The sequence below is a fragment of the Streptomyces sp. 7R007 genome, assembly GCF_054850255.1.
In genome coordinates this window covers 58,217-77,521 of sequence record NZ_JBTWMV010000020.1, presented here as the reverse complement: position 1 = coordinate 77,521, position 19,305 = coordinate 58,217, and the positions used below count along the sequence as shown (strand labels likewise).

At 72.2% G+C, this 19,305-nt stretch carries 19 protein-coding genes and 2 pseudogenes; 14 read left to right on the top strand and 7 right to left on the bottom strand.

Annotation, left to right across the window (positions count from 1 at the left end; translation table 11 throughout):
• Positions 1-12 precede the first annotated feature (12 nt).
• Positions 13-993: a serine hydrolase gene (locus tag ACYF6T_RS25440; protein ID WP_461699209.1), complete on the bottom strand. Its 981-nt coding sequence runs from the start codon at positions 991-993 to the stop codon at positions 13-15.
• Positions 994-1,154: 161 nt separating this feature from the next.
• Here ACYF6T_RS25440 and ACYF6T_RS25435 point away from each other — a divergent pair, with 161 nt between their 5' ends.
• Complete coding sequence (locus ACYF6T_RS25435) at positions 1,155-1,892, top strand: SseB family protein (protein ID WP_461699208.1); 738 nt, start codon at positions 1,155-1,157, stop codon at positions 1,890-1,892.
• Positions 1,893-1,896: 4 nt separating this feature from the next.
• Here the strand turns inward: ACYF6T_RS25435 and ACYF6T_RS25430 are convergent, their stop codons facing one another.
• Entirely contained in the window at positions 1,897-2,262 is a 366-nt protein-coding gene (locus ACYF6T_RS25430; protein WP_461699206.1) for a DUF1844 domain-containing protein, read from the bottom strand.
• Between the two features lie 362 nt (positions 2,263-2,624).
• On the opposite strand from ACYF6T_RS25430, the gene infC reads away from it, so the two are divergent.
• The 10 genes from infC (at position 2,625) to ACYF6T_RS25380 (ending at position 13,456) form a co-directional block, all read left to right on the top strand.
• The gene (gene infC / locus ACYF6T_RS25425; RefSeq protein ID WP_461699295.1) at positions 2,625-3,284 is read left to right on the top strand and encodes a translation initiation factor IF-3; all 660 of its coding nucleotides are present in this window, start codon (positions 2,625-2,627) and stop codon (positions 3,282-3,284) included.
• 109 nt (positions 3,285-3,393) lie between these two features.
• The gene (gene rpmI, locus ACYF6T_RS25420) at positions 3,394-3,585 is read left to right on the top strand and encodes a 50S ribosomal protein L35 (RefSeq protein WP_461699205.1); all 192 of its coding nucleotides are present in this window, start codon (positions 3,394-3,396) and stop codon (positions 3,583-3,585) included.
• A 104-nt stretch (positions 3,586-3,689) separates the two neighbouring features.
• On the top strand, positions 3,690-4,073 hold the full coding sequence (rplT, locus tag ACYF6T_RS25415) for a 50S ribosomal protein L20 (RefSeq protein WP_006141703.1): 384 nt from the start codon (positions 3,690-3,692) through the stop codon (positions 4,071-4,073).
• Between the two features lie 93 nt (positions 4,074-4,166).
• Positions 4,167-5,015 carry a TrmH family RNA methyltransferase gene (locus ACYF6T_RS25410; RefSeq protein WP_461699203.1) on the top strand — a complete coding sequence of 283 codons (849 nt, stop codon included), beginning with the start codon at positions 4,167-4,169 and terminating at the stop codon, positions 5,013-5,015.
• A 55-nt stretch (positions 5,016-5,070) separates the two neighbouring features.
• On the top strand, positions 5,071-6,207 hold the full coding sequence (locus tag ACYF6T_RS25405) for a sensor histidine kinase (protein ID WP_461699202.1): 1,137 nt from the start codon (positions 5,071-5,073) through the stop codon (positions 6,205-6,207).
• A 165-nt stretch (positions 6,208-6,372) separates the two neighbouring features.
• Complete coding sequence (gene pheS / locus ACYF6T_RS25400; protein ID WP_461699201.1) at positions 6,373-7,494, top strand: phenylalanine--tRNA ligase subunit alpha; 1,122 nt, start codon at positions 6,373-6,375, stop codon at positions 7,492-7,494.
• Positions 7,494-10,004: a phenylalanine--tRNA ligase subunit beta gene (gene pheT / locus ACYF6T_RS25395; RefSeq protein WP_461699200.1), complete on the top strand. Its 2,511-nt coding sequence runs from the start codon at positions 7,494-7,496 to the stop codon at positions 10,002-10,004. Before pheS ends, pheT begins: the two co-directional genes overlap by 1 nt.
• Before the next feature lie 156 nt (positions 10,005-10,160).
• A complete protein-coding gene (locus ACYF6T_RS25390; RefSeq protein WP_461699199.1) occupies positions 10,161-11,213 on the top strand; it encodes a PP2C family protein-serine/threonine phosphatase in 1,053 nt (350 codons plus the stop codon).
• 281 nt (positions 11,214-11,494) lie between these two features.
• Positions 11,495-12,835, top strand: coding sequence for a transcriptional regulator (locus ACYF6T_RS25385; protein ID WP_461699198.1), 1,341 nt, complete (start codon positions 11,495-11,497; stop codon positions 12,833-12,835).
• A gap of 75 nt (positions 12,836-12,910) precedes the next feature.
• The gene (locus ACYF6T_RS25380; RefSeq protein ID WP_461699197.1) at positions 12,911-13,456 is read left to right on the top strand and encodes an NUDIX hydrolase; all 546 of its coding nucleotides are present in this window, start codon (positions 12,911-12,913) and stop codon (positions 13,454-13,456) included.
• Between the two features lie 29 nt (positions 13,457-13,485).
• On the opposite strand, the gene ACYF6T_RS25375 is transcribed toward ACYF6T_RS25380, so the two are convergent.
• A complete protein-coding gene (locus ACYF6T_RS25375) occupies positions 13,486-13,743 on the bottom strand; it encodes a hypothetical protein (protein WP_461699195.1) in 258 nt (85 codons plus the stop codon).
• A gap of 226 nt (positions 13,744-13,969) precedes the next feature.
• A complete protein-coding gene (locus ACYF6T_RS25370; RefSeq protein ID WP_461699294.1) occupies positions 13,970-14,830 on the bottom strand; it encodes a 3-hydroxybutyryl-CoA dehydrogenase in 861 nt (286 codons plus the stop codon).
• Positions 14,831-15,003: 173 nt separating this feature from the next.
• Between ACYF6T_RS25370 and ACYF6T_RS25365 the strand changes: the two genes are divergently transcribed.
• A complete protein-coding gene (locus ACYF6T_RS25365; RefSeq protein WP_461699194.1) occupies positions 15,004-16,245 on the top strand; it encodes a glycoside hydrolase family 10 protein in 1,242 nt (413 codons plus the stop codon).
• Position 16,246: 1 nt separating this feature from the next.
• Here ACYF6T_RS25365 and ACYF6T_RS25360 read toward each other — a convergent pair whose 3' ends face one another.
• Positions 16,247-16,441, bottom strand: a complete 195-nt coding sequence (locus tag ACYF6T_RS25360; protein WP_461699193.1) for a DUF1918 domain-containing protein — start codon at positions 16,439-16,441, stop codon at positions 16,247-16,249.
• A 100-nt stretch (positions 16,442-16,541) separates the two neighbouring features.
• Positions 16,542-17,459 (bottom strand): DMT family transporter, encoded by a 918-nt coding sequence (locus tag ACYF6T_RS25355; protein WP_461699191.1) that lies wholly within the window; start codon positions 17,457-17,459, stop codon positions 16,542-16,544.
• Here ACYF6T_RS25355 and ACYF6T_RS25350 point away from each other — a divergent pair.
• A complete protein-coding gene (locus ACYF6T_RS25350; protein ID WP_461699190.1) occupies positions 17,458-18,900 on the top strand; it encodes an aminotransferase-like domain-containing protein in 1,443 nt (480 codons plus the stop codon). The two genes, ACYF6T_RS25355 and ACYF6T_RS25350, sit on opposite strands and share 2 nt — an antisense overlap.
• A 14-nt stretch (positions 18,901-18,914) precedes the next feature.
• Here ACYF6T_RS25350 and ACYF6T_RS25345 read toward each other — a convergent pair.
• A pseudogene (locus ACYF6T_RS25345) lies at positions 18,915-19,118 on the bottom strand (DUF6461 domain-containing protein); the annotation flags it as partial.
• Between ACYF6T_RS25345 and ACYF6T_RS25340 the strand changes: the two are divergent.
• A pseudogene (locus ACYF6T_RS25340) lies at positions 19,117-19,173 on the top strand (hypothetical protein); the annotation flags it as partial. The pseudogenes ACYF6T_RS25345 and ACYF6T_RS25340 sit on opposite strands and share 2 nt — an antisense overlap.
• Between the last annotated feature and the right edge of the window lie 132 nt (positions 19,174-19,305).

The following is a 19,305-nucleotide window of genomic DNA, read 5'->3' as shown; positions in this document are numbered from 1 at the left end:
GCCCCCACCCGGCTATTCGGAGGCCGACGGCGACGCGGAGCCCCCGGCGAACACCGACACCGCCGCCTTCGCCGCCGACTCGACCAGCGCGATGCCCTTCGCCTGCGTCGCGTTGCCGTTCGACAGGACGGCGACCAGGTACGCGCGGCCGTCCGCGGTCACCCGCCCGATGCTGTTGACGTCCCACAGCCCGGTGGTGCTGCGGGCCAGCCAGCCGTTCTTCAGCGCCCACCGCGACCCGTCGGCCGCCGCCGACACCCCCCAGTGCTGGTCTGCCTCTATCTGCCCCATCAGCCCCTGGAGATACGCCCGCGAGGCCGCGCTCAGCTTCGAGTCGTCCCCGAACACCTGGCGCAGCAACGTCAGTTGGTCCGCGGCCGTGGTCTGGGTCAGGCCCCACAGCGCGCCGTCGCCGCCCTCGGTGCCGGTCAGCCCGAACGTCTTGTTCGCGGCGTCCAGTCCGTCGGCCTCGCCGATGGCGTCCCACAGCGCCGACGCCGAGGCGTTGTCGCTGTTCTCGATCATCTTCGTGGCGTACGCCTTCTCCGTCGCCGTCAGCTGCCGGCCCGCGTCCTGTGCCTGGAGCAGCAGCGTCGCCAGGATGTCGACCTTGACGATGCTCGCCGTGTCGAAGGCCGCGTCCCCGTAGGTGGCGCTCTCGCCGGAGTCCACGTCCAGCACCGCCACCGACACGTCCGCCTCGTCCGCGACGCTCACCGACTTCATGGCCGTGGCGAGCAGCGCGTCGTAGTCCACCGCGGGTTCCGCCACCGGCTCCACCGACTCCTCCCCGTCCGCCGAGGCCGAGGAGGTGGCCGACGGCGACGGGGCCGACGATACGGCGCTCGTACCGGAGTGCGCCTGGGCCTTCACGTACACGGTCCCGGCCGCGGTGCCGCCCACGACGGCGACGGAGGCGAGGGCGACAGAGAGGAGGGGGCGCGTGCGGGACGCGCGGGCACGGCGGCGTCGGTCGGCTCTGGAGGACTCCATGGCCGCGATGCTGGAGGCGGCGACTGTGCGCCCCGTTAGACGAAAGTTAGATGTGTGTCAGGGGAATCTGAGAAACGCGTGAAACCGGTGAACGGCCGGTTTCCGGGTCCGCACAAGCCCAGCAGCATCCGCCCGATTTCCGCCCGATAGGGTCTCTCACCGTGGCGAACAAGAACATTCCCGACCCCGGCTACTCCGACGACGACGGCTCCGCCGACCCCCGGCTGAGCGCGGCGCTCGCCGCCTGGGCCGAGGACCGCACCGCCCTGGGGCCCGTCCTGGAGGCGCTCAGGGGCGCCCGGCTGCTCGTCCCCGTCGTGGCCGTGCTCGGCGAGGTGGAGGAGGACGGGAACGGGCTGCGCCGGGAGAAGACCTCCGACATGGCCGTGCCGACGCTGAAGGCCGGCTCCCGCACCGCCCTGCCCGCGTTCACGTCCACCGACGCGCTGGCCCGCTGGGACCCGGCGGCCCGCCCCGTCGCCGTACCCCTTCACCAGGCGCTGCAGGCCGCGGCGCACGAGAAGGCGGACACGATCGTGCTCGACATGTCCGGGCCGGTGCCGTTCGAGCTGACGGGGGCGGCGCTGCTGGCGCTCGCCGAGGGGCGCACCAGCGCCGACCCGCTCGCCGACCCCGCCGTACGGGAGGCGGTGCGCGGCGCGGTCGCCGCCGAGCCCGGCGTCCTGCGCGCCCACCTCGGGCCCGGCCGGGCCGACGGCACCCTGGCCCTCGTACTGGATCCGGCGGCCGCTCCCGCCGAGGCGGCCCGTGCCGTCGCCGAGCGGCTCGCCGCCGACGAGACACTGAGGGCCCGCCTGGTGCGCGGCCTCGACCTGGCACTCCTGCCGGCCGGGGCGACGCCGCCGGGCGAGCCCTTGTACGTACGCGAAGGGTCGTAGACCGCTACCCGTAGATCGGGCCCGTGTACTTCTCGCCCGGGCCCTGTCCCGGCTCGTCCGGGACGATCGACGCCTCGCGGAACGCCAGCTGCAGCGACTTCAGGCCGTCGCGCAGCGGGGCCGCGTGGAAGGAGCTGATCTCGGTCGCGCTCGCGTCCAGCAGACCGGCGAGGGCCGTGACCAGCTTGCGGGCCTCGTCCAGGTCCTTGTACTTGTCGCCCTCCTCCGTCAGGCCGAGCTTCACGGCGGCGGCGCTCATCAGGTTCACGGCGACCGTCACGATCACCTCGACGGCGGGGACCTCCGCGATGTCGCGGGTCATGGCGTCGAAGTCGGGAGCCTCGGCGGACTCGGCAGGGGTGTCACTCATGCCGAACACGATAGGCCCCGGTGCAGGCCGGTTCGCACCACCCCCGGGTAGCTGCTAACCTTGTGTGACGACCGGCCGGACATCCATGTGCCCGGCCCACAAGTGGAGGCTCCGATCTCCCACCTGACCGTCCTCCGGGACGGCGGGTCACCCCGGTCAGGCGGCCGCCATCGTTCCGTACGGACGATGGAGTCGCCCGAAAGTGCGCCCCGCGATCCCGCGGCGGTGACTCCGGTAGTGCTTGGAGCCCCGCCTGTGATCGTCCGGGGCATTTTTTCTGCTTCGGCGCGGTTAGGTCTATCGAACACAGACGTTACGCGGCTGTCCGCCAGACCGTCGCGTGGTGCTACCGAGGAGGATCCATCAGCGCCGAGCCCCGCATCAACGACCGGATTCGCGTTCCCGAGGTGCGACTTGTCGGTCCCAGTGGCGAGCAGGTCGGCATCGTGCCGCTCGCGAAGGCACTGGAGCTTGCCCAGGAGTACGACCTCGACCTCGTCGAGGTGGCGGCGAACGCCCGTCCGCCCGTGTGCAAGCTCATGGACTACGGGAAGTTCAAGTACGAGTCGGCCATGAAGGCCCGTGAGGCGCGCAAGAACCAGGCGCACACGGTCATCAAGGAGATGAAGCTCCGGCCGAAGATCGACCCGCACGACTATGACACCAAGAAGGGTCACGTCGTCCGGTTCCTCAAGCAGGGCGACAAGGTCAAGATCACGATCATGTTCCGTGGTCGCGAGCAGTCTCGGCCCGAGCTGGGCTACCGACTGCTGCAGCGGCTCGCGGAGGACGTCCAGGACCTCGGTTTCGTCGAGTCGAACCCGAAGCAGGACGGCCGCAACATGATCATGGTTCTCGGTCCGCACAAGAAGAAGACCGAGGCGATGGCCGAGGCCCGCCAGGCGCAGGAGGCCCGCAAGGCCGAGGCGAAGGCCCACCCGGGCCGCTCGCAGAACGCCGCGGACGCCCCGAGCGCCGACGCCGAGGCCGAGGCCCCTGCCGAGGCATCCGCCGAGGCGTGATCCGTGGGGACGCGAGTCCCCGGGATGTAACAGATACAGAGCGACGTTCCACCGTGCCCGGTTTCGCGACCGGGCACCGGAACGCCACCGACGAGGAGAGAACGGCGCTATGCCGAAGAACAAGTCGCACAGCGGTGCCAGCAAGCGCTTCAAGGTCACCGGCTCCGGCAAGGTGCTCCGCGAGCGCGCCGGCAAGCGCCACCTGCTTGAGCGCAAGTCGTCCCGTCTGACGCGTCGCCTCACGGGCAACGCCGAGATGGCTCCGGCCGACGCCAAGAAGATCAAGAAGCTTCTCGGCTAGTGACGTACCCGGCGCCCGCTACGAGCGCCGTACGTCAGGACCGGGACCCAATCGATTCCGGGCCGTGTGAGTCCAACCACGGCCCCGCTACAAGGAGTTAACAAGTGGCACGCGTCAAGCGGGCAGTGAACGCCCACAAGAAGCGCCGGGCGATCCTGGAGCAGGCCTCCGGCTACCGCGGTCAGCGCTCGCGCCTGTACCGCAAGGCCAAGGAGCAGGTCACCCACTCGCTGGTCTACAACTACAACGACCGCAAGAAGCGCAAGGGCGACTTCCGTCAGCTGTGGATCCAGCGCATCAACGCCGCTGCCCGCGCCAACGGCATCACGTACAACCGCTTCATCCAGGGCCTGAAGGCCGCGAACGTCGAGGTCGACCGCAAGATCCTCGCCGAGCTGGCCGTCAACGACGCGAACGCGTTCGCCGCGCTGGTCGAGGTGGCGCAGAAGGCTCTGCCGTCGGACGTGAACGCCCCGAAGGCGGCGTGACGCCGCGCCGGTCCTGAGCCGACGTGACTGTGCGGACCCGTGGGTTTTTGCCTGCGGGTCCGTTTCGTTGAGTGGTACCGAAGGTGAGTGTGGATGCCCCCCGTGACCCCGGAGACGATCTCTCCCCGTTCCTCGCGTGTCTCCGCCGCGCGGCGGCTCGCCAAGCGGAACTTCCGGAGCAAGGAGCGGCTGTTTCTCGCCGAGGGCCCGCAGGCCGTGCGGGAGGCGGCGGGGCATGAGGACACGCTGGTCGAGCTGTTCGCCACCGTCGAGGCCGCCGAGCGGTACGCCGACATCGTGGGGGAGGCCCGGGACGCCGGCGCCCGCGTCCATCTCGCCTCCGAACAGGTGATCGCCGACATCTCCACCACCGTCACCCCGCAGGGGCTCGTCGGCGTCTGCCGCTTCGTCGACACCCCCTTCGCCGAGGTCCTCGCCGCCCGGCCGCGGCTCGTCGCCGTGCTCGCCCACGTCCGCGACCCCGGCAACGCCGGAACCGTCCTGCGCTGCGCCGACGCCGCCGGCGCCGACGCCGTCGTCCTGACCGACGCCTCCGTCGACCTCTACAACCCCAAGGCCGTACGCGCCTCCGTCGGCTCCCTCTTCCACCTGCCCGTGGCCGTCGGCGTGCCCGTCGAGCAGGCGGTGGCCGGGCTGAAGCGGGCCGGCGTGCGCGTCCTCGCCGCCGACGGCGCCGGCACCGACGACCTCGACGACGAGTTGGACCAGGGCACCATGGGCGGGCCGACCGCGTGGGTGTTCGGCAACGAGGCGTGGGGGCTGCCGGAGGAGACCCGCGCACTCGCGGACGCCGTGGTGCGCGTCCCGATCCACGGCAGGGCCGAGAGTCTGAACCTCGCCACCGCGGCCGCCGTATGTCTGTATGCGTCGGCCCGTGCACAGCGCGCCTCCGGAGGGTGCCGCTCCGTCACCGGGGCCTAGTAGGGTGACCAGCTCGGGGGCCACCTGCGCCGTCTGAGAGGTGGGGTACGGGCATATGAGTGTCGGCACGAGCAGGGCACGGGGAGCACGCGACGTGCGCCGCCCGCCCGCGCCCCGGCACGGTGATCTCACCGAGCTCGGCATCGACCCCGACGAACTGCCCGACGGCCTCGTGGTGGCCGACGAGAACGGCCGGGTCATCTGCTTCAACGCCGCCGCCGAGCGCATCACCGCCCGCGCCGCCGCCGACGCCCTCGGACAGCCGCTGGAGAAGGCCCTGCCGTTAGAGGACCTGGAGGGGCGGCGCTGGTGGCAGCTGACCGACCCCTACGGCGGGCTCGCCATCCGGCAGCGCCAGCCCGAGCGCAACCTGCTGCTGCCCGGCGGACGCGAGGTGCTGGTCTCGGCGCGCTACGTGCGCGGCGAGCCCACCGGACCCGTCCGCCGCGTGGTCGTCTCCCTCCGGGACACCGAGGCCCGCCGCCGCACCGAACGCAGCCACGCCGAGCTGATAGCGACCGTCGCCCACGAACTGCGCTCGCCCCTGACCTCCGTCAAGGGCTTCACCGCCACGCTCCTCGCCAAGTGGGAACGCTTCACCGACGACCAGAAGCGCCTGATGCTGGAGACCGTCGACGCCGACGCCGACCGCGTCACCCGGCTCATCGCCGAGCTCCTCGACATCTCCCGCATCGACAGCGGACGGCTGGAGGTGCGCCGCCAGCCCGTCGACATGGGGGCCGCGGTCGGCCGGCACATTCAGGCCTACGTCGCCGCCGGGCAGCCCGCCGACCGGTTCCTGCTCCGCATCGAGCAGCCCCTGCCCGCCCTGTGGGCCGACCCCGACAAGATCGACCAGGTGCTCAGCAACCTGCTGGAAAACGCCGTGCGCCACGGCGAGGGAACCGTCACGATTGACATCACGCCCACGGCGTCCCCGCGCGACGGGGAGGACGTCGGCACGTCGGTCACCGTGAGCGACGAGGGCACCGGCATCCCGGAGGAGTCCATGAACCGCGTCTTCACCCGCTTCTGGCGGGGCAGCAAGCGCGGCGGCACCGGCCTCGGGCTGTACATCGTCAAGGGCATCGTCGAGGCCCACGGCGGCACCATCACGGTCGGCCGGGCCCCCGGCGGCGGCGCCGAGTTCCGATTTACGTTGCCCGTGGCGGCCCCGGCGTATCTCACCTGAGCGCCGGTAAGCGGCCCACGGGCGCATTCGTACGGCTCCACCCCGTTAGACTCGGCCTTTGGCACCTTTGTGTCCTGCACACGGCACCGAGCGCCGGTCTAGGGGACCATCCGCAGGGGGCACCTCCCAGCACTGGCTGGGGGACAATCGGAAGCACGGGAAGAGATGTCGGCACCCAATAAGTCGTACGACCCTGTCGAGGTCGAGGCGTTGAAACCGGAAGAGATCGAGCGCATGCGGGACGAGGCGCTCGCCGCCTTCGCCGCCGCGGACTCCCTCGACGCGCTCCAGGAGGCCAAGGTCGCCCACACCGGGGGCACCTCACCGCTGGCCCTCGCCAACCGGGAGATCGGCGCCCTGCCCCCGCACGCCAAGGCGGACGCCGGCAAGCGCGTCGGCCAGGCCCGCGGCGCCGTCAACAAGGCGCTCGCCGCCCGCCAGGCGGAGCTGGAGGCGGAGCGGGACCAGCGCGTCCTCGTCGAGGAGTCGGTGGACGTCACGCTGCCCTACGACCGCGTGCCGGCCGGCGCCCGCCACCCGCTCACCACCCTGTCCGAGCGCATCGAGGACGTCTTCGTCGCCATGGGCTACGAGGTCGCCGAGGGCCCGCAGGTCGAGGCCGAGTGGTTCAACTTCGACGCCCTCAACATCGGCCCGGACCACCCGGCCCGCGGCGAGGCCGACACGTTCTTCGTGGCCGGCCCCGAGGGCGGCACCGAGTCCGGCGTCGTGCTGCGCACCCACACCTCGCCCGTGCAGATCCGCTCCCTGCTGGAGCGTGAGCTGCCGGTGTACGTGATCTGCCCCGGCGTCGTGTACCGCACCGACGAGCTGGACGCCACGCACACCCCGGTCTTCCGCCAGGTCGAGCTGCTCGCCGTGGACGAGGGCCTGACCATGGCCGACCTCAAGGGCACCATGGACCACATGGTCCAGTCCCTGTTCGGCGAGGGCATGAAGACCCGGCTGCGGCCCAACTTCTTCCCCTTCACCGAGCCGTCCGCCGAGATGGACATGGTGTGCTACGTCTGCCGCGGCGAGTCCGTCGGCAATCCCGACCGCCCCTGCCGCACCTGCTCCTCCGAGGGCTGGATCGAGCTCGGCGGCTGCGGCATGGTCAACCCGCGGGTGCTCACCGCCTGCGGCGTCGACCCGGAGAAGTACAGCGGCTTCGCCTTCGGGTTCGGCATCGAGCGGATGCTGATGTTCCGCCACAACGTCGAGGACATGCGAGACATGGTCGAGGGTGACGTCCGGTTCACCCGGCCGTTCGGGATGGAGATCTGATGCGGGTCCCGCTTTCTTGGCTGCGGGAGTACGTCGACCTGCCGGCCACCGAGACCGGCCGTGACGTCCAGGCCAAGCTCATTTCGGCCGGTCTCGAGGTCGAGACCGTCGAGCACCTCGGTGCCGACCTCAAGGGCCCCCTGGTCGTCGGCCAGGTGCTGACCATCGAGGAGCTGGAGGGCTTCAAGAAGCCGATCCGCTTCTGCACCGTCGACGTCGGCCAGGCCAACGGCACCGGCGAGCCCCAGGAGATCGTCTGCGGCGCCCGCAACTTCGCCGTCGGCGACAAGGTCGTGGTCGTCCTGCCCGGCGCCACGCTGCCCGGCGGCTTCGAGATCTCCGCCCGCAAGACCTACGGCAAGACCTCCCACGGCATGATCTGCTCCAGCGACGAGCTGGGCATGGGCGACGACGGCAGCAAGGGCATCATCGTGCTGCCGCCGGAGACCGAGGTCGGCAAGGACGCCATCGAGCTGCTCGAACTGGTCGACGAGGTCCTGGACATCGCCGTCACCGCCAACCGCGGCGACTGCCTGTCCATCCGTGGCGTCGCCCGCGAGACCGCCATCGCCTACGGCCTGCCGCTGCGCGACCCGGCCCTCATCGACGTACCCGGCCCGAACGCCTTCGGCTACCCGGTCCAGGTCACCGACCCGCACGGCTGCGACCGCTTCACCGCCCGCACCGTCACCGGCCTGAGCCCCGAGGCCCGCTCCCCGATCTGGCTCCAGCGCCGGCTGCAGAAGGTGGGCATGCGCCCGATCTCGCTCGCCGTCGACATCACCAACTACGTGATGATGGAGCTCGGCCAGCCGCTGCACGCCTACGACCGGAAGCTGGTCCAGGGCACCATCGGGGTGCGCCGGGCCGAGGAGGGCGAGAAGATCGTCACCCTCGACGGCGTCGAGCGGACGCTGCACGCCGAGGACCTGGTCATCACCGACGACCGCGGCCCCATCGGCCTCGCGGGCGTCATGGGCGGCGCCAACACCGAGATCGCCGACCACGCCGAGGGCGAGGGCACCACCGACGTGGTCATCGAGGCCGCCCACTTCAACGCGGTGTCGATCGCGCGCACGGCTCGCCGGCACAAGCTGTCCTCCGAGGCCTCCCGCCGCTTCGAGCGGGGCGTCGACCCGCAGGCCGCCGCCGCGGCCGCCCAGCGCACGGTCGACCTGCTGGTCCTCCTCGCGGGCGGCACCGCCGAGGCCGGCGTCACCGAGGTCATCGCGCCCTCCGCGCCGCACACCATCACCGTCGCGGCCGACCACCCGGACAAGGTCGCGGGCGTCGAGTACGGCCGGGAGACCGTCGTACGGCGGCTGCAGGAGATCGGCTGTGACGTGTACGGGCAGGACGAGCTGATCGTCACCGTGCCGTCCTGGCGGCCCGACCTGCTGGAGATCAACGACCTCGCCGAGGAGGTCATCCGGCTGGAGGGCTACGAGAACCTGCCCTCCACGCTGCCCAAGCCCCCGTCGGGCCGCGGCCTGACCCACCGGCAGCGGCTGCACCGCCGGGTCGGCCGCGCGCTGGCCGGGGCGGGCTACGTCGAGGCGCCGAACTACCCGTTCGTCGGCGAGCAGGTCTTCGACCAGCTGCTGCTGGAGGCCGACGACCCGGCGCGCCGTGTCGTCACGCTGACCAACCCGCTCAACGACGAGGAGCCCGCCCTGCGCACGTCGCTGCTGCCGGGGCTGTTCGGCGCCCTGCGGCGCAACGACGGCCGCGGCTCGCACGACCTGGCGCTGTTCGAGACCGGGCTGGTCTTCCACCCGCGCCAGGAGCGCAGGGTGGCCGCCGCGCTGCCCGTCGACCGGCGTCCCACGGACGAGGAGATCGCCGCGCTGAACGCCGCGCTGCCCGAGCAGCCGCGCCATGTCGCCGCCGTCCTCGCGGGCGCCCGCGAACAGGCCGGCTGGTGGGGCAGGGGCCGTCCGGGCGACTGGGCCGACGCCGTCGAGGCCGGACGGGTCGTGGCGCGGGAAGCCGGTGCCGAGCTCGTGGTCCGCAAGGGCCAGTACGGGCCCTGGCACCCGGGCCGCTGTGCCGAGCTCGTGGTCGTGGCCGACGGGTCGGAGACGGTCGTCGGACACGCCGGCGAGCTGCACCCGCGTGTCATCAAGGCGTTCGGGCTGCCGGCCCGTACGGCGGCGATGGAGCTGAACCTGGACGTGCTGGAGAAGGCCGGCGACGACACCCCGCAGGCGCCGCACATCTCCACCTTCCCGGTCGCCACGCAGGACGTCGCCCTCGTCGTCGACAGGTTCGTCCCGGCGGCCGACGTGGAGGCCGCGCTGCGCGACGGCGCGGGCGAACTCCTGGAGTCCATCCGGCTGTTCGACGTGTACGAGAACGACGACCAGCTGGGCGAGGGCCGGAAGTCGCTGGCGTACGCGCTGCGGTTCCGGGCGGCCGACCGGACCCTGACCGTGGACGAGGCGTCGGCGGCGCGCGACGCCGCGGTGGCGCTCGCGGGCGAGCGGGTCGGCGCGGTCCTGCGCGGCTAGTCGCCGGGGGCGCCCCCTGGCACCGGTCACCTCACTCGATTGAGTGAGTTCGGCTGGTGATCTGGCCCATCCGGGCCATGCGGTCGACAGAATCGGACCGGCCTTTCGGGGTCGGTCCGATTGCGCTGTCTGGACTCGCCATAGGGAGCCGTCGGCATGATCCGCATCAAGGATGGGGTTCTCGCCCTCGGGCTGCCGATGGCGTGGGGCGCCGTGGCGGTCACGTACAAACTGGTCTGTCCGCTCGCCCAGCAGACCTCGCTCGGCGCGCGCGCCGTCACCGGTGCCGTCTTCCTCGCCGTCGGCACCGGGCTGGTGCTGCACGTCCGGCGCGGCCTGGTGCGGGAGCTCAGGGAGGTCCGCGAGATCGCGGGCGCCGCCCAGAGCGTGCTGCTGCGGCCGCTGCCCCCGCGCATCGACGGGCTGGACGTCGCCGCCGCGCAGCTGTCCACCGACCGCCGCGCCACCGTCGGCGGCGACCTGTACGAGGTCATCGCCACCGAGCACGGCGTACGGGTCGTGATGGGAGACGTCCGCGGGCACGGGCTCGGCGCCATCGGCACGGTCGCCGCGGTGCTCGGCAGCTTCCGCGAGGCCGTGCACGACGAGCCCGAACTGGGCTGCGTCCTGCGCCGGCTGGACCGCGCGCTCGCCCGGCACCTGCGCGAACGGGCCCGCGACGAGCATCCGGCCACCGGCGCCGAGCCGGAGACGCCGGTCGCCGAGGAGTTCGTCACCGTCCTGCTCCTGGAGATCGGCTGCGACGGCGAGGTGCGCGCCCTGAACTGCGGCCACCCGTGGCCGTATCTCCTCAGCGGCTGCCGCGCGGACCCGCTGACCCGAGCGGATCCCCTCCCTCCGCTCGGGCCGTTCCCGCTCCCGCAGGACCTTCCGGTCCTCGACTGCGGCCGCCTGCACGACGGCGAAAGCCTCTTCTTCTATACGGACGGTGCGGAGGACGCCAGGGACAGCCGTGGCCGGTTCTTTCCCCTCCATGACGTCCTGACCGCGGTGCTTGGGGAGAACCCCACCCCCAGAGCGGTCCTGGGCGCGGTCTTCACGGCCTTGCTGCGCCACACATCAGGCACCCCCGCGGACGACGTGGCCTTACTGGTGCTCCACAACACACGCCGACCGCCCCGCCCCAAGGGGGCGCGGCGAACCGCGCGACCAGCCACGACAAACCCGCAGCCGACAACGCACCGCTGACCCCGACGGCGTCGAACCGCAGGGCCACGCTGCCGCCGGCGGGCCGTCCGCCCCGCCACGGAGTGTCGGGCAGGCAGCTGGGCGGACGGCGCGGTATCGGGCCGCCGCACTGTACGAGGGGGAGCCGGCGGCCCGGCCGGCCTCTTGCGAGGCATTTCAGTCAACCGGCTGGAAACTCTCCGCAACAGTGCGCACACCCTACGGATTCGAGCACTCCGTTCACACCCCGTGTGAAGCACTTCGCACTACTCTGACGGCACCGAGGCACCCGGGGGGCATATATGCAGCCCAACACTCTGCTCGACGCGATCCTGGACGAAGCCGGGATCTCGCACGCGGGACTGGCCGCACACGTGAACCAGGCGGGCAGGGCGCGCGGGCTCGCGCTGCGGTACGAACACACCGCCGTGGCCCGCTGGCTGAAGGGCCAGCGCCCCCGCGGCCAGGTGCCCGACCTGATCTGCGAGGTGCTCGCCACGCGGCTGCACCGGCCGGTCACCCTCGACGACATCGGCCTCGGCGTCCCGGGCGAGCCCTCCACCCCGCACGGCACCTCCCTGTCCGGCTTCGTCGAGCGCGCCACCGCCCTGTGGCGCTCCGACGAGCAGCAGCGCCCGCACATCCTGGGCGCGCCCGCGGTCACCGGCACACCGGCCGTCATGCCCGTGTGGGAGTGGGAGAACCCGCCCGAGGACGTGGACGTCTCCCGGGGCGGCCGGCACCGGGTGACCGCCGCCGACATCGAGATGCTGCGCGCCGCCCGCACGCACTACGAGCAGATGTACCGCAAGGCCGGCGGCATAGCGACCCGCACCCGCATCGTCGGCTTCCTGAACGCCGAGGCGGCCCCGCTGCTGCGCGGCAGCTACACCGACGCCACCGGCCGCCAACTGCACCGCGCCACGGGCGGTCTGGTGGCGATCGCGGGCATCTGCGCCTACGACTCCGACGCCCACGGGCTCGCGCAGCGCTACTTCCACCAGGCGCTGCGGCTCGCGAAGGCCAGCGGTGACCGGGGACTTGGGGCATACGTGATCGCGCTGCTGGTCAACCAGTCGCTGTTCATGCGCGAGTACCGCCAGGCCGTCGCCTTCGCCGAGGCCGCGCTGCGCGCCGCCGGCAAGCACATCACGCCGGCCCTCGCCTCCGACCTCTACGCGATGCAGGCCAAGGCGTACGCACACCTCGGCGACGGGACGGGCGCGCTGTCCTGCATCCGGCGTGCCGAGCAGGCCGCCGAACGCATCCGGCGCGGGTACGAGCCGGACGAAACCGGCTATGTCCAGCCGGGGCTGGTCAACGTCCAGGTGGCGGAGGCCCTGCTCAGCCTCGGCGACCTCGTCGCGGCGGGGGAGCACGCCGCGGCCGCCGTGGACAACCCCGCGCACGACCGGGGGCGGGTGCACCGGCTCGCCATGCTCAGCACGATCGAACTGCGCCAGGGGCACGCCGACAAGGCCGTGGCCACCGCCGTGCAGATGGCCGAGCAGGCCCGCGGAATGGAGTCGCAGCGCCTGCGCGACAGACTCCGGGCGGTGCGCGAACACCTGGTGCGCAGCGGCAGCGCGGGCACCGCCGAGGCGGCCGAACTCATCGACGGTGCGCTGCGCGTGCCCCTGTAGGCCGGTTCCCGAGCACCGCCGTATCACAGTCCCTGCTGCGATATTGCCACTTACTCGACGGAAGGTGGCAGAACCGTGCAGTGGACGAAACAGAGCGAACAAACTGTGTACTCAAACCGCTGGTTCAGCGTCAACCTCGCGGATGTCGAGCTGCCGGACGGCCGGCACCTCGATCACTTCCTGATACGGCTGCGGCCCGTTGCCGTGGCCACGGTGGTCAACGAGGCCAATGAGGTCCTCCTGCTGTGGCGCCACCGCTTCATCACCGACAGCTGGGGGTGGGAACTCGCCGCGGGCGTCGTCGAGGACGGCGAAGACGTCGTCCGCGCCGCCGCCAGGGAACTGGAGGAGGAGACCGGCTGGCGGCCGGGGCCCCTGCACCACCTCATGAGCGTGGAACCGTCCAACGGCCTCACCGACGCCCAGCACCACATCTACTGGTCGGACGAGGGCGAGTACGTCGGACATCCCGTGGACGACTTCGAGTCGGACCGCCGGGAATGGGTCCCCCTCAAGCTCGTCCCCGACATGGTCGCCCGCGGGGAGGTCCCGGCCGCCAACATGGCGGCCGCCTTACTGCTCCTGCACCACCTCAGGCTCGGGCAGGACACCTTGCCCTGATCCCCCACCGCGTCCGGGCCCGGGTCCGGTCAGTGGCCCAGTGCCTGCCACACCGTCACGACGAGCGCGCCCAGCGCGGTCAGCGTGGCGATCGCGGGCAGCGGCCAGCGGGCGTGCTCCAGTGCGATGATCCGCTGGCTCAGATCGTCGATCTCCTTGTCCGTCTCCTCCGTGCGATGGCTGAGCAGAGCCAGCCCGCCCTCGACACGCGCGTACGCCACGTCGAGGCGGCGTCGTAACTCTGCGAGTTCTCCATGGACCACGGGATGCTCCGGGTCGGCGGTCACGGGTCCGCTCCTTTCCGTAGTCGGCTCGTCTCTTGCATGCGCATGAGGAGTCAACTCGCCTGGTGGGCGCGTGGGGAGAGTGTGCGACGGGCATATGCGTGCCCGGCGCGCACACGCCGTGTGAACGCCACGGGCCCGGCACACGATCGAGTGCCGGGCCCGCGGTGGTCGCACTGTGTCACCGGCACCCTGAAACGGGCACTGTGCACTCAGCCGCACACGGCTGTCATCCGTACGTGTAGAAACCGGAGCCGGACTTGCGGCCCAGACGCCCCGCGTCGACCATGCGCTGCAGCAGCGGGGGAGCGGCGTACAGGGGCTCCTTGTACTCCTCGTACATCGAGTAGGCCACCGAGGCCACCGTGTCCAGGCCGATCAGGTCGGACAGCTTCAGCGGGCCCATCGGGTGGGCGCAGCCGAGCTCCATGCCGTTGTCGATGTCCTCACGGCTGGCGATGCCCGACTCGAACATCCGGATCGCGGAGAGCAGGTACGGGATCAGCAGCGCGTTGACCACGAAGCCGGAGCGGTCCTGGGCGCGGATGGCGTGCTTGCCGAGCACCTTCTCGGTGAAGACCTGGGCACGGCTGAGCGTGCCCTCGGAGGTGGTGAGCGCCGGGATCAGCTCGACCAGCTTCTGCACCGGGGCCGGGTTGAAGAAGTGGATGCCGATGACCTGGTCGGGGCGCGAGGTGGCGACGGCCAGCTTGACCAGCGGGATGGAGGAGGTGTTGGAGGCCAGGATGGCGTCGGGCCGGGTCACCACCTGGTCGAGCACCTGGAAGATCTCCGTCTTCACCTGCTCGTTCTCGACGACGGCCTCGATCACCAGATCGCGGTCGGCGAACTCGCCGAGGTCCGTGGTGAAGCTCAGCCGCGCCTGGGTCGCCGCCAGCTCCTCCTCGGTGATCTTGCCGCGCTCGGCCGCCTTGGACAGGGAGTTGAACAGCCGAGTACGGCCGATCTCCAGTGCCTCGCCGGTGGTCTCGGCGACCTTCACGTCCAGACCGGCGCGGGCGCACACCTCGGCGATGCCCGCTCCCATCTGGCCGCAGCCCACCACTCCGACGCGCTCGATGTCGGTCACATCGTTCCCTTCGCAGATCCGCTCGTGCGGCAGGCCGCCGTGGTTGGGTGCCTGCGCCAAACCTGCACGTTACCTTCGGCGATCGTTGATCGATCGCCGGGGTCGCAGCCGGCAGGCTGACGTCGACCACACGGTGCGCGGAGGTAGCAGTGAGGACACATCGCACGTCACCCTTGTCGCGACGGGCGTTCGCGGTGACCGCCCTGTCGGCACTCGGGGCGGGAGGCGGTGCGGTGGCGGCCACGGCGGCGACGGCGGGCGACTCGGGGGCGGGCCGCAGGCGGGCGGCCCGGGAGATGCGGGGCGTGTGGGTGGCGACCGTCGCCAACCGGGACTGGCCCTCCAGGCCGGGCCTGACCGCAGCCCAGCAGCGCGCGGAGCTGATCACCCACCTCGACACGGCGGCCGAGCGCCGCCTGAACGCGGTGATGTTCCAGGTACGGCCCACGGCCGACGCGCTGTGGCCCTCGCCGTACGAGCCGTGGTCGCAGGTCCTCACCGGCGCCCAGGGCCAGGACCCCGGCTGGGACCCGCTGGGCACGGCCGTCGCGGAGGCCCACGCCCGCGGCCTGGAACTGCACGCCTGGTTCAACCCCTACCGCGTCTCCAACCAGGCCGACCCGACGAAGCTGATCGCCTCCCACCCCGCGCGCAGGCATCCCGAGTGGGTGGTCACGTACGGCGGGAGGCTCTACTACAACCCCGGGCTGCCCGAGGTCCGCGCCTTCGTGGAAGACGCCATTCTCGACGCGGTGCGGAAGTACCCCGTCGACGCCGTGCACTTCGACGACTACTTCTACCCCTATCCGGTGGCCGGCCAGACCTTCGGCGACGACGACGCCTACGACCGCTACGGCGGCGCCTTCCCGGACCGGGACGCCTGGCGCCGCGACAACATCGACAAGCTGGTCCTGGAGACCGCCGCCCGCATCCGGCGGACCCGGCCGGGCACGCGGTTCGGCATCAGCCCCTTCGGCGTGTGGCGCAACGCCGCCACCGACCCGCTGGGCTCGGACACGCGGGCGGGCGTGCAGACGTACGACGACCTGCACGCGGACACCCGGAAGTGGGTGCGGGAGCACTGGATCGACTACATCGCCCCGCAGATCTACTGGAACACCGGCTTCGCCGCCGCCGACTACGCCAAGCTCGTCCCCTGGTGGGCCGAGGTCGCGAAGGGCACCCGTACGAAGCTGTACATCGGCGAGGCCCTGTACAAGGCGGGCGACCCGGCCCAGCCCGCGGCCTGGCAGGACCCCGCGGAGCTCTCCCGGCACCTCACGCTCGCGGCCGGCCACCCCCAGGTGCGCGGGCACGTGTTCTTCGCCGCGAAGGAGGTCGCGGCGGACCCGATCGGCGCGATGACGAGGGTGGTCGCCGACCACTACCAGCAGCCGGCGAGGCCCCCGCGCTGATCTACTGCTGTGTCTGCCGGTGCCGGATCTCGGTGTCGGGGCCGGGTGAGCAGATGCCCGTGTGCCCGTCCTCGAAACGGACGCGGTAGGGCGGGTTGCCCTCCTGGCCCATGACTTCGACGATCTCGCCGACCTTGTCCTGCTGTCCGACCACCCTGCCGTGCTGGACAAGCTGGTCGCCCACGGTTGCACGCATCTGTTGGGCCTCCTCACCGAATGCGGGAGCAGCGGTCCGTCCGTGGCCCTGAGTCTACGGCCCCGGGCCACACTGGGAAGCGGGCCGAACGGCCCCGGCTTCAGCCTCGCGCGCGCTGTGTGACGGCGATGCACACCAGGACCGCCGCGGCCGTCAGCGGCGCGGCCGCCGTCAGGTGCTCGCCCAGCAGCAGCACCGACCACACCAGTGTGAGCAGGGGCTGGGCCAACTGCAACTGACTGGCCTTGGGGATGCCGATCGCGGCCATGCCCCGGTACCAGACGACCAGTCCGAGGAACTGCGACCCCGCCGCGACCCACAGCAGGCCCGCCACGCTGTGCGCGGTCAGGTGCACCGGCTCGTACGCCAGTGCCAGCACCGCGGCGGGCACGCTCAGCGGCAGACAGAGCACCAGCGCCCAGCCGATGACCTGCCAGCCAGGCATGACCCGGGCCAGCCGGCCGCCCTCGGTGTAGCCGGCCGCGCACACCAGCAGCGCGCCGAACAGGTAGAGGTCGGCGGTCGTCAGGGCGCCGCCGCTCTGCTGCACGGTGAAGGCCACGACCGCGGCCGCCCCGGCGAGCGCCGCCGCCCAGAAGGCGCGCGAGGGACGGTGGCCGGTGCGCAGCGCGGACAGCAGCGCCGTGGTGAGCGGGAGCAGACCGACCACGACGGCCGCGTGCGCGGTGGTGGAGGTCTCCAGGGCGAGGGTGGTCAGCAGCGGGAAGCCCGCCACGACTCCGGCGGCGACGACCGCGAGGCCCGCCCAGTGCCGGCGCTCCGGTACCGACACGCGCAGGGCCGACAGGCAGACACCCGCGATCAGCGCGGCGAGGACACTGCGCACGGCCACCAGCGCCCAGGGCCCGAAGCCCTCCAGCCCCCAGGCGGTGGCGGGGAAGGTGAGGGAGAAGGCGACGACACCCAGGGCGGCCTGGAGGGTGCCGGCGGCAAGGCCCCGGCTAGGACTGTCCACCGCTATCCGGGACGGAGCGATAGCGCTACTCTGTGCTCTCATGCACCAGCGTAGCAGCGTCGACGACCTGGCGAACCGGCTGCGGCAGGAGCTGAACCGCTACTCTCCCGGTGGAAAGCTCCCGTCCAGCCGTGCCCTGGTCGAACGGTTCCGGGTCAGCCCCGTCACCGTCTCGCGGGCCCTCGCCCAGCTCGCCGCCGAGGGACTGGTCGTCACCCGCCCGGGAGCCGGTGCCTTCCGCGCCGAGCCGACGGGCGGCGCCGCAGCCGTCGGCGACACCTCCTGGCAGGAGGTCGCCCTGAGCGCGGACGGCGCCGCCGACCTGGTCCCGCGCACGGTGGACGCCTCGGGCGTGCTGGTCTCCCTCGCCCAGCCCGCGCCCGGCGTCATCGAGTTCAACGGCGGCTATCTGCACCCGTCGCTGCAACCGGAGCGGGCCATGGCGGCGGCGCTCTCGCGCGCCGGCCGCCGTCCCGGCGCGTGGGGCCGGCCGCCCATGGAGGGGCTGCCGGAACTGCGCGAGTGGTTCGCCCGCGGCATCGGCGGCGCGGTGACCGCGGCCGAGGTGCTCGTCACCGCGGGCGGCCAGTCCGCGCTGACCACCGCGCTGCGCGCCCTTGCCCCGCCCGGAGCGCCGGTGCTCGTGGAATCGCCCACGTATCCGGGCATGCTGGCGATCGCCCGGGCGGCGGGCCTGCGTCCCGTGCCCGTCCCCGTGGACGCGGACGGGGTCAGACCGGCCCTGCTCGCCGACGCGTTCCGCGCGACCGGCGCCCGCGTCTTCGTCTGCCAGCCCCTCTTCCAGAACCCGACCGGTGCCCTGCTCGCCCCCGAGCGCCGCGGCGAGGTGCTGCGCATCGCCCGTGAGGCCGGCGCGTTCGTCGTGGAGGACGACTTCGTACGACGGCTCGTGCACGACGACGCCGGACCGCTGCCGCGCCCGCTCGCCGCCGAGGACCCCGACGGCGTCGTCGTCCACGTCTGCTCGCTCACCAAGGCGACCTCGCCCAGCTTCCGGGTCAGCGCCCTGGCCGCCCGCGGCCCGGTCCTGGAACGGCTGCGCGCCATCCAGGTCGTCGACACCTTCTTCGTGCCCCGGCCCCTGCAAGAGGCCGCCCTCGAACTCGTCGGCTCGCCCGCCTGGCCCCGCCATCTGCGGGCGATCTCGGCGGAGTTGAAGACGCGCCGCGACACCATGACCGCCGCCCTGCGCCTGCGCCTGCCCGAACTCGCCCTGCCGCACATCCCCTCCGGCGGCTACCACCTCTGGCTGCGCCTGCCGGACGGCAGCGACGAGTCCGCCCTCACCGCGGCGGCCCTGCGCGCCGGTGTCGCCGTCACCCCCGGCCGCCCCTACTTCAGTGCCGAACCCCCCGCCGCCCACCTGCGGTTGAGCTTCGCTGCGGTGGCGGGGACGGGCGAGATCGAGGAGGGCGTACGACGTCTGCGCACCGCCTGGGACGCGGTGCTCCAGGGGGCCTGAAGGCCTGCGCAGACGAACTCCAGGGGGTCCAGCAGTTCCGCCGTCAGCCGTATCCCGGTGATCCGCTCGGCGAGGGCGAACGCGGCCTCGGTGCGGGTGCCGTCCACCACGCGGTCCGCGCCCAGCCGGAAGCCCGACTCCCGCAGCTGCGTGACGTACCCGTCGGCGGCGCTGCCGTCCCGGGCGTCCGGGAACAGCGGCTCGAAGTGCAGGAGCATGGTCTCGCCCTACCGGAACATCAACGCGGTGGACCGCTTCCGCTGGCTGGCGGACGGCGAGTTCCGGTCGCCCATATCCCCCTTGCGGGCTCGCCGCCGAGCCAGGCGTAGTCCGTCGTGTGCGCTGTCGTCCCCCTCATGGCCGACAGCATCGCAGCCGCCACTGACAACGCCCGTCCCGGCCACC

What these genes read in the sequence shown, in the direction of transcription:
- rpmI (WP_461699205.1), top strand. Translation starts at nt 3,394, where the DNA reads ATGCCGAAGAACAAGTCGCACAGCGGTGCCAGCAAGCGCTTCAAGGTC.
- ACYF6T_RS25385 (WP_461699198.1), top strand. Translation starts at nt 11,495, where the DNA reads ATGCAGCCCAACACTCTGCTCGACGCGATCCTGGACGAAGCCGGGATC.
- ACYF6T_RS25355 (WP_461699191.1), bottom strand. Translation starts at nt 17,459, where the DNA reads ATGAGAGCACAGAGTAGCGCTATCGCTCCGTCCCGGATAGCGGTGGAC.
- pheS (WP_461699201.1), top strand. Translation starts at nt 6,373, where the DNA reads ATGTCGGCACCCAATAAGTCGTACGACCCTGTCGAGGTCGAGGCGTTG.
- ACYF6T_RS25405 (WP_461699202.1), top strand. Translation starts at nt 5,071, where the DNA reads ATGAGTGTCGGCACGAGCAGGGCACGGGGAGCACGCGACGTGCGCCGC.
- ACYF6T_RS25440 (WP_461699209.1), bottom strand. Translation starts at nt 993, where the DNA reads ATGGAGTCCTCCAGAGCCGACCGACGCCGCCGTGCCCGCGCGTCCCGC.
- ACYF6T_RS25430 (WP_461699206.1), bottom strand. Translation starts at nt 2,262, where the DNA reads ATGAGTGACACCCCTGCCGAGTCCGCCGAGGCTCCCGACTTCGACGCC.
- ACYF6T_RS25350 (WP_461699190.1), top strand. Translation starts at nt 17,458, where the DNA reads ATGCACCAGCGTAGCAGCGTCGACGACCTGGCGAACCGGCTGCGGCAG.
- ACYF6T_RS25410 (WP_461699203.1), top strand. Translation starts at nt 4,167, where the DNA reads ATGCCCCCCGTGACCCCGGAGACGATCTCTCCCCGTTCCTCGCGTGTC.
- ACYF6T_RS25360 (WP_461699193.1), bottom strand. Translation starts at nt 16,441, where the DNA reads ATGCGTGCAACCGTGGGCGACCAGCTTGTCCAGCACGGCAGGGTGGTC.
- pheT (WP_461699200.1), top strand. Translation starts at nt 7,494, where the DNA reads ATGCGGGTCCCGCTTTCTTGGCTGCGGGAGTACGTCGACCTGCCGGCC.
- ACYF6T_RS25390 (WP_461699199.1), top strand. Translation starts at nt 10,161, where the DNA reads ATGATCCGCATCAAGGATGGGGTTCTCGCCCTCGGGCTGCCGATGGCG.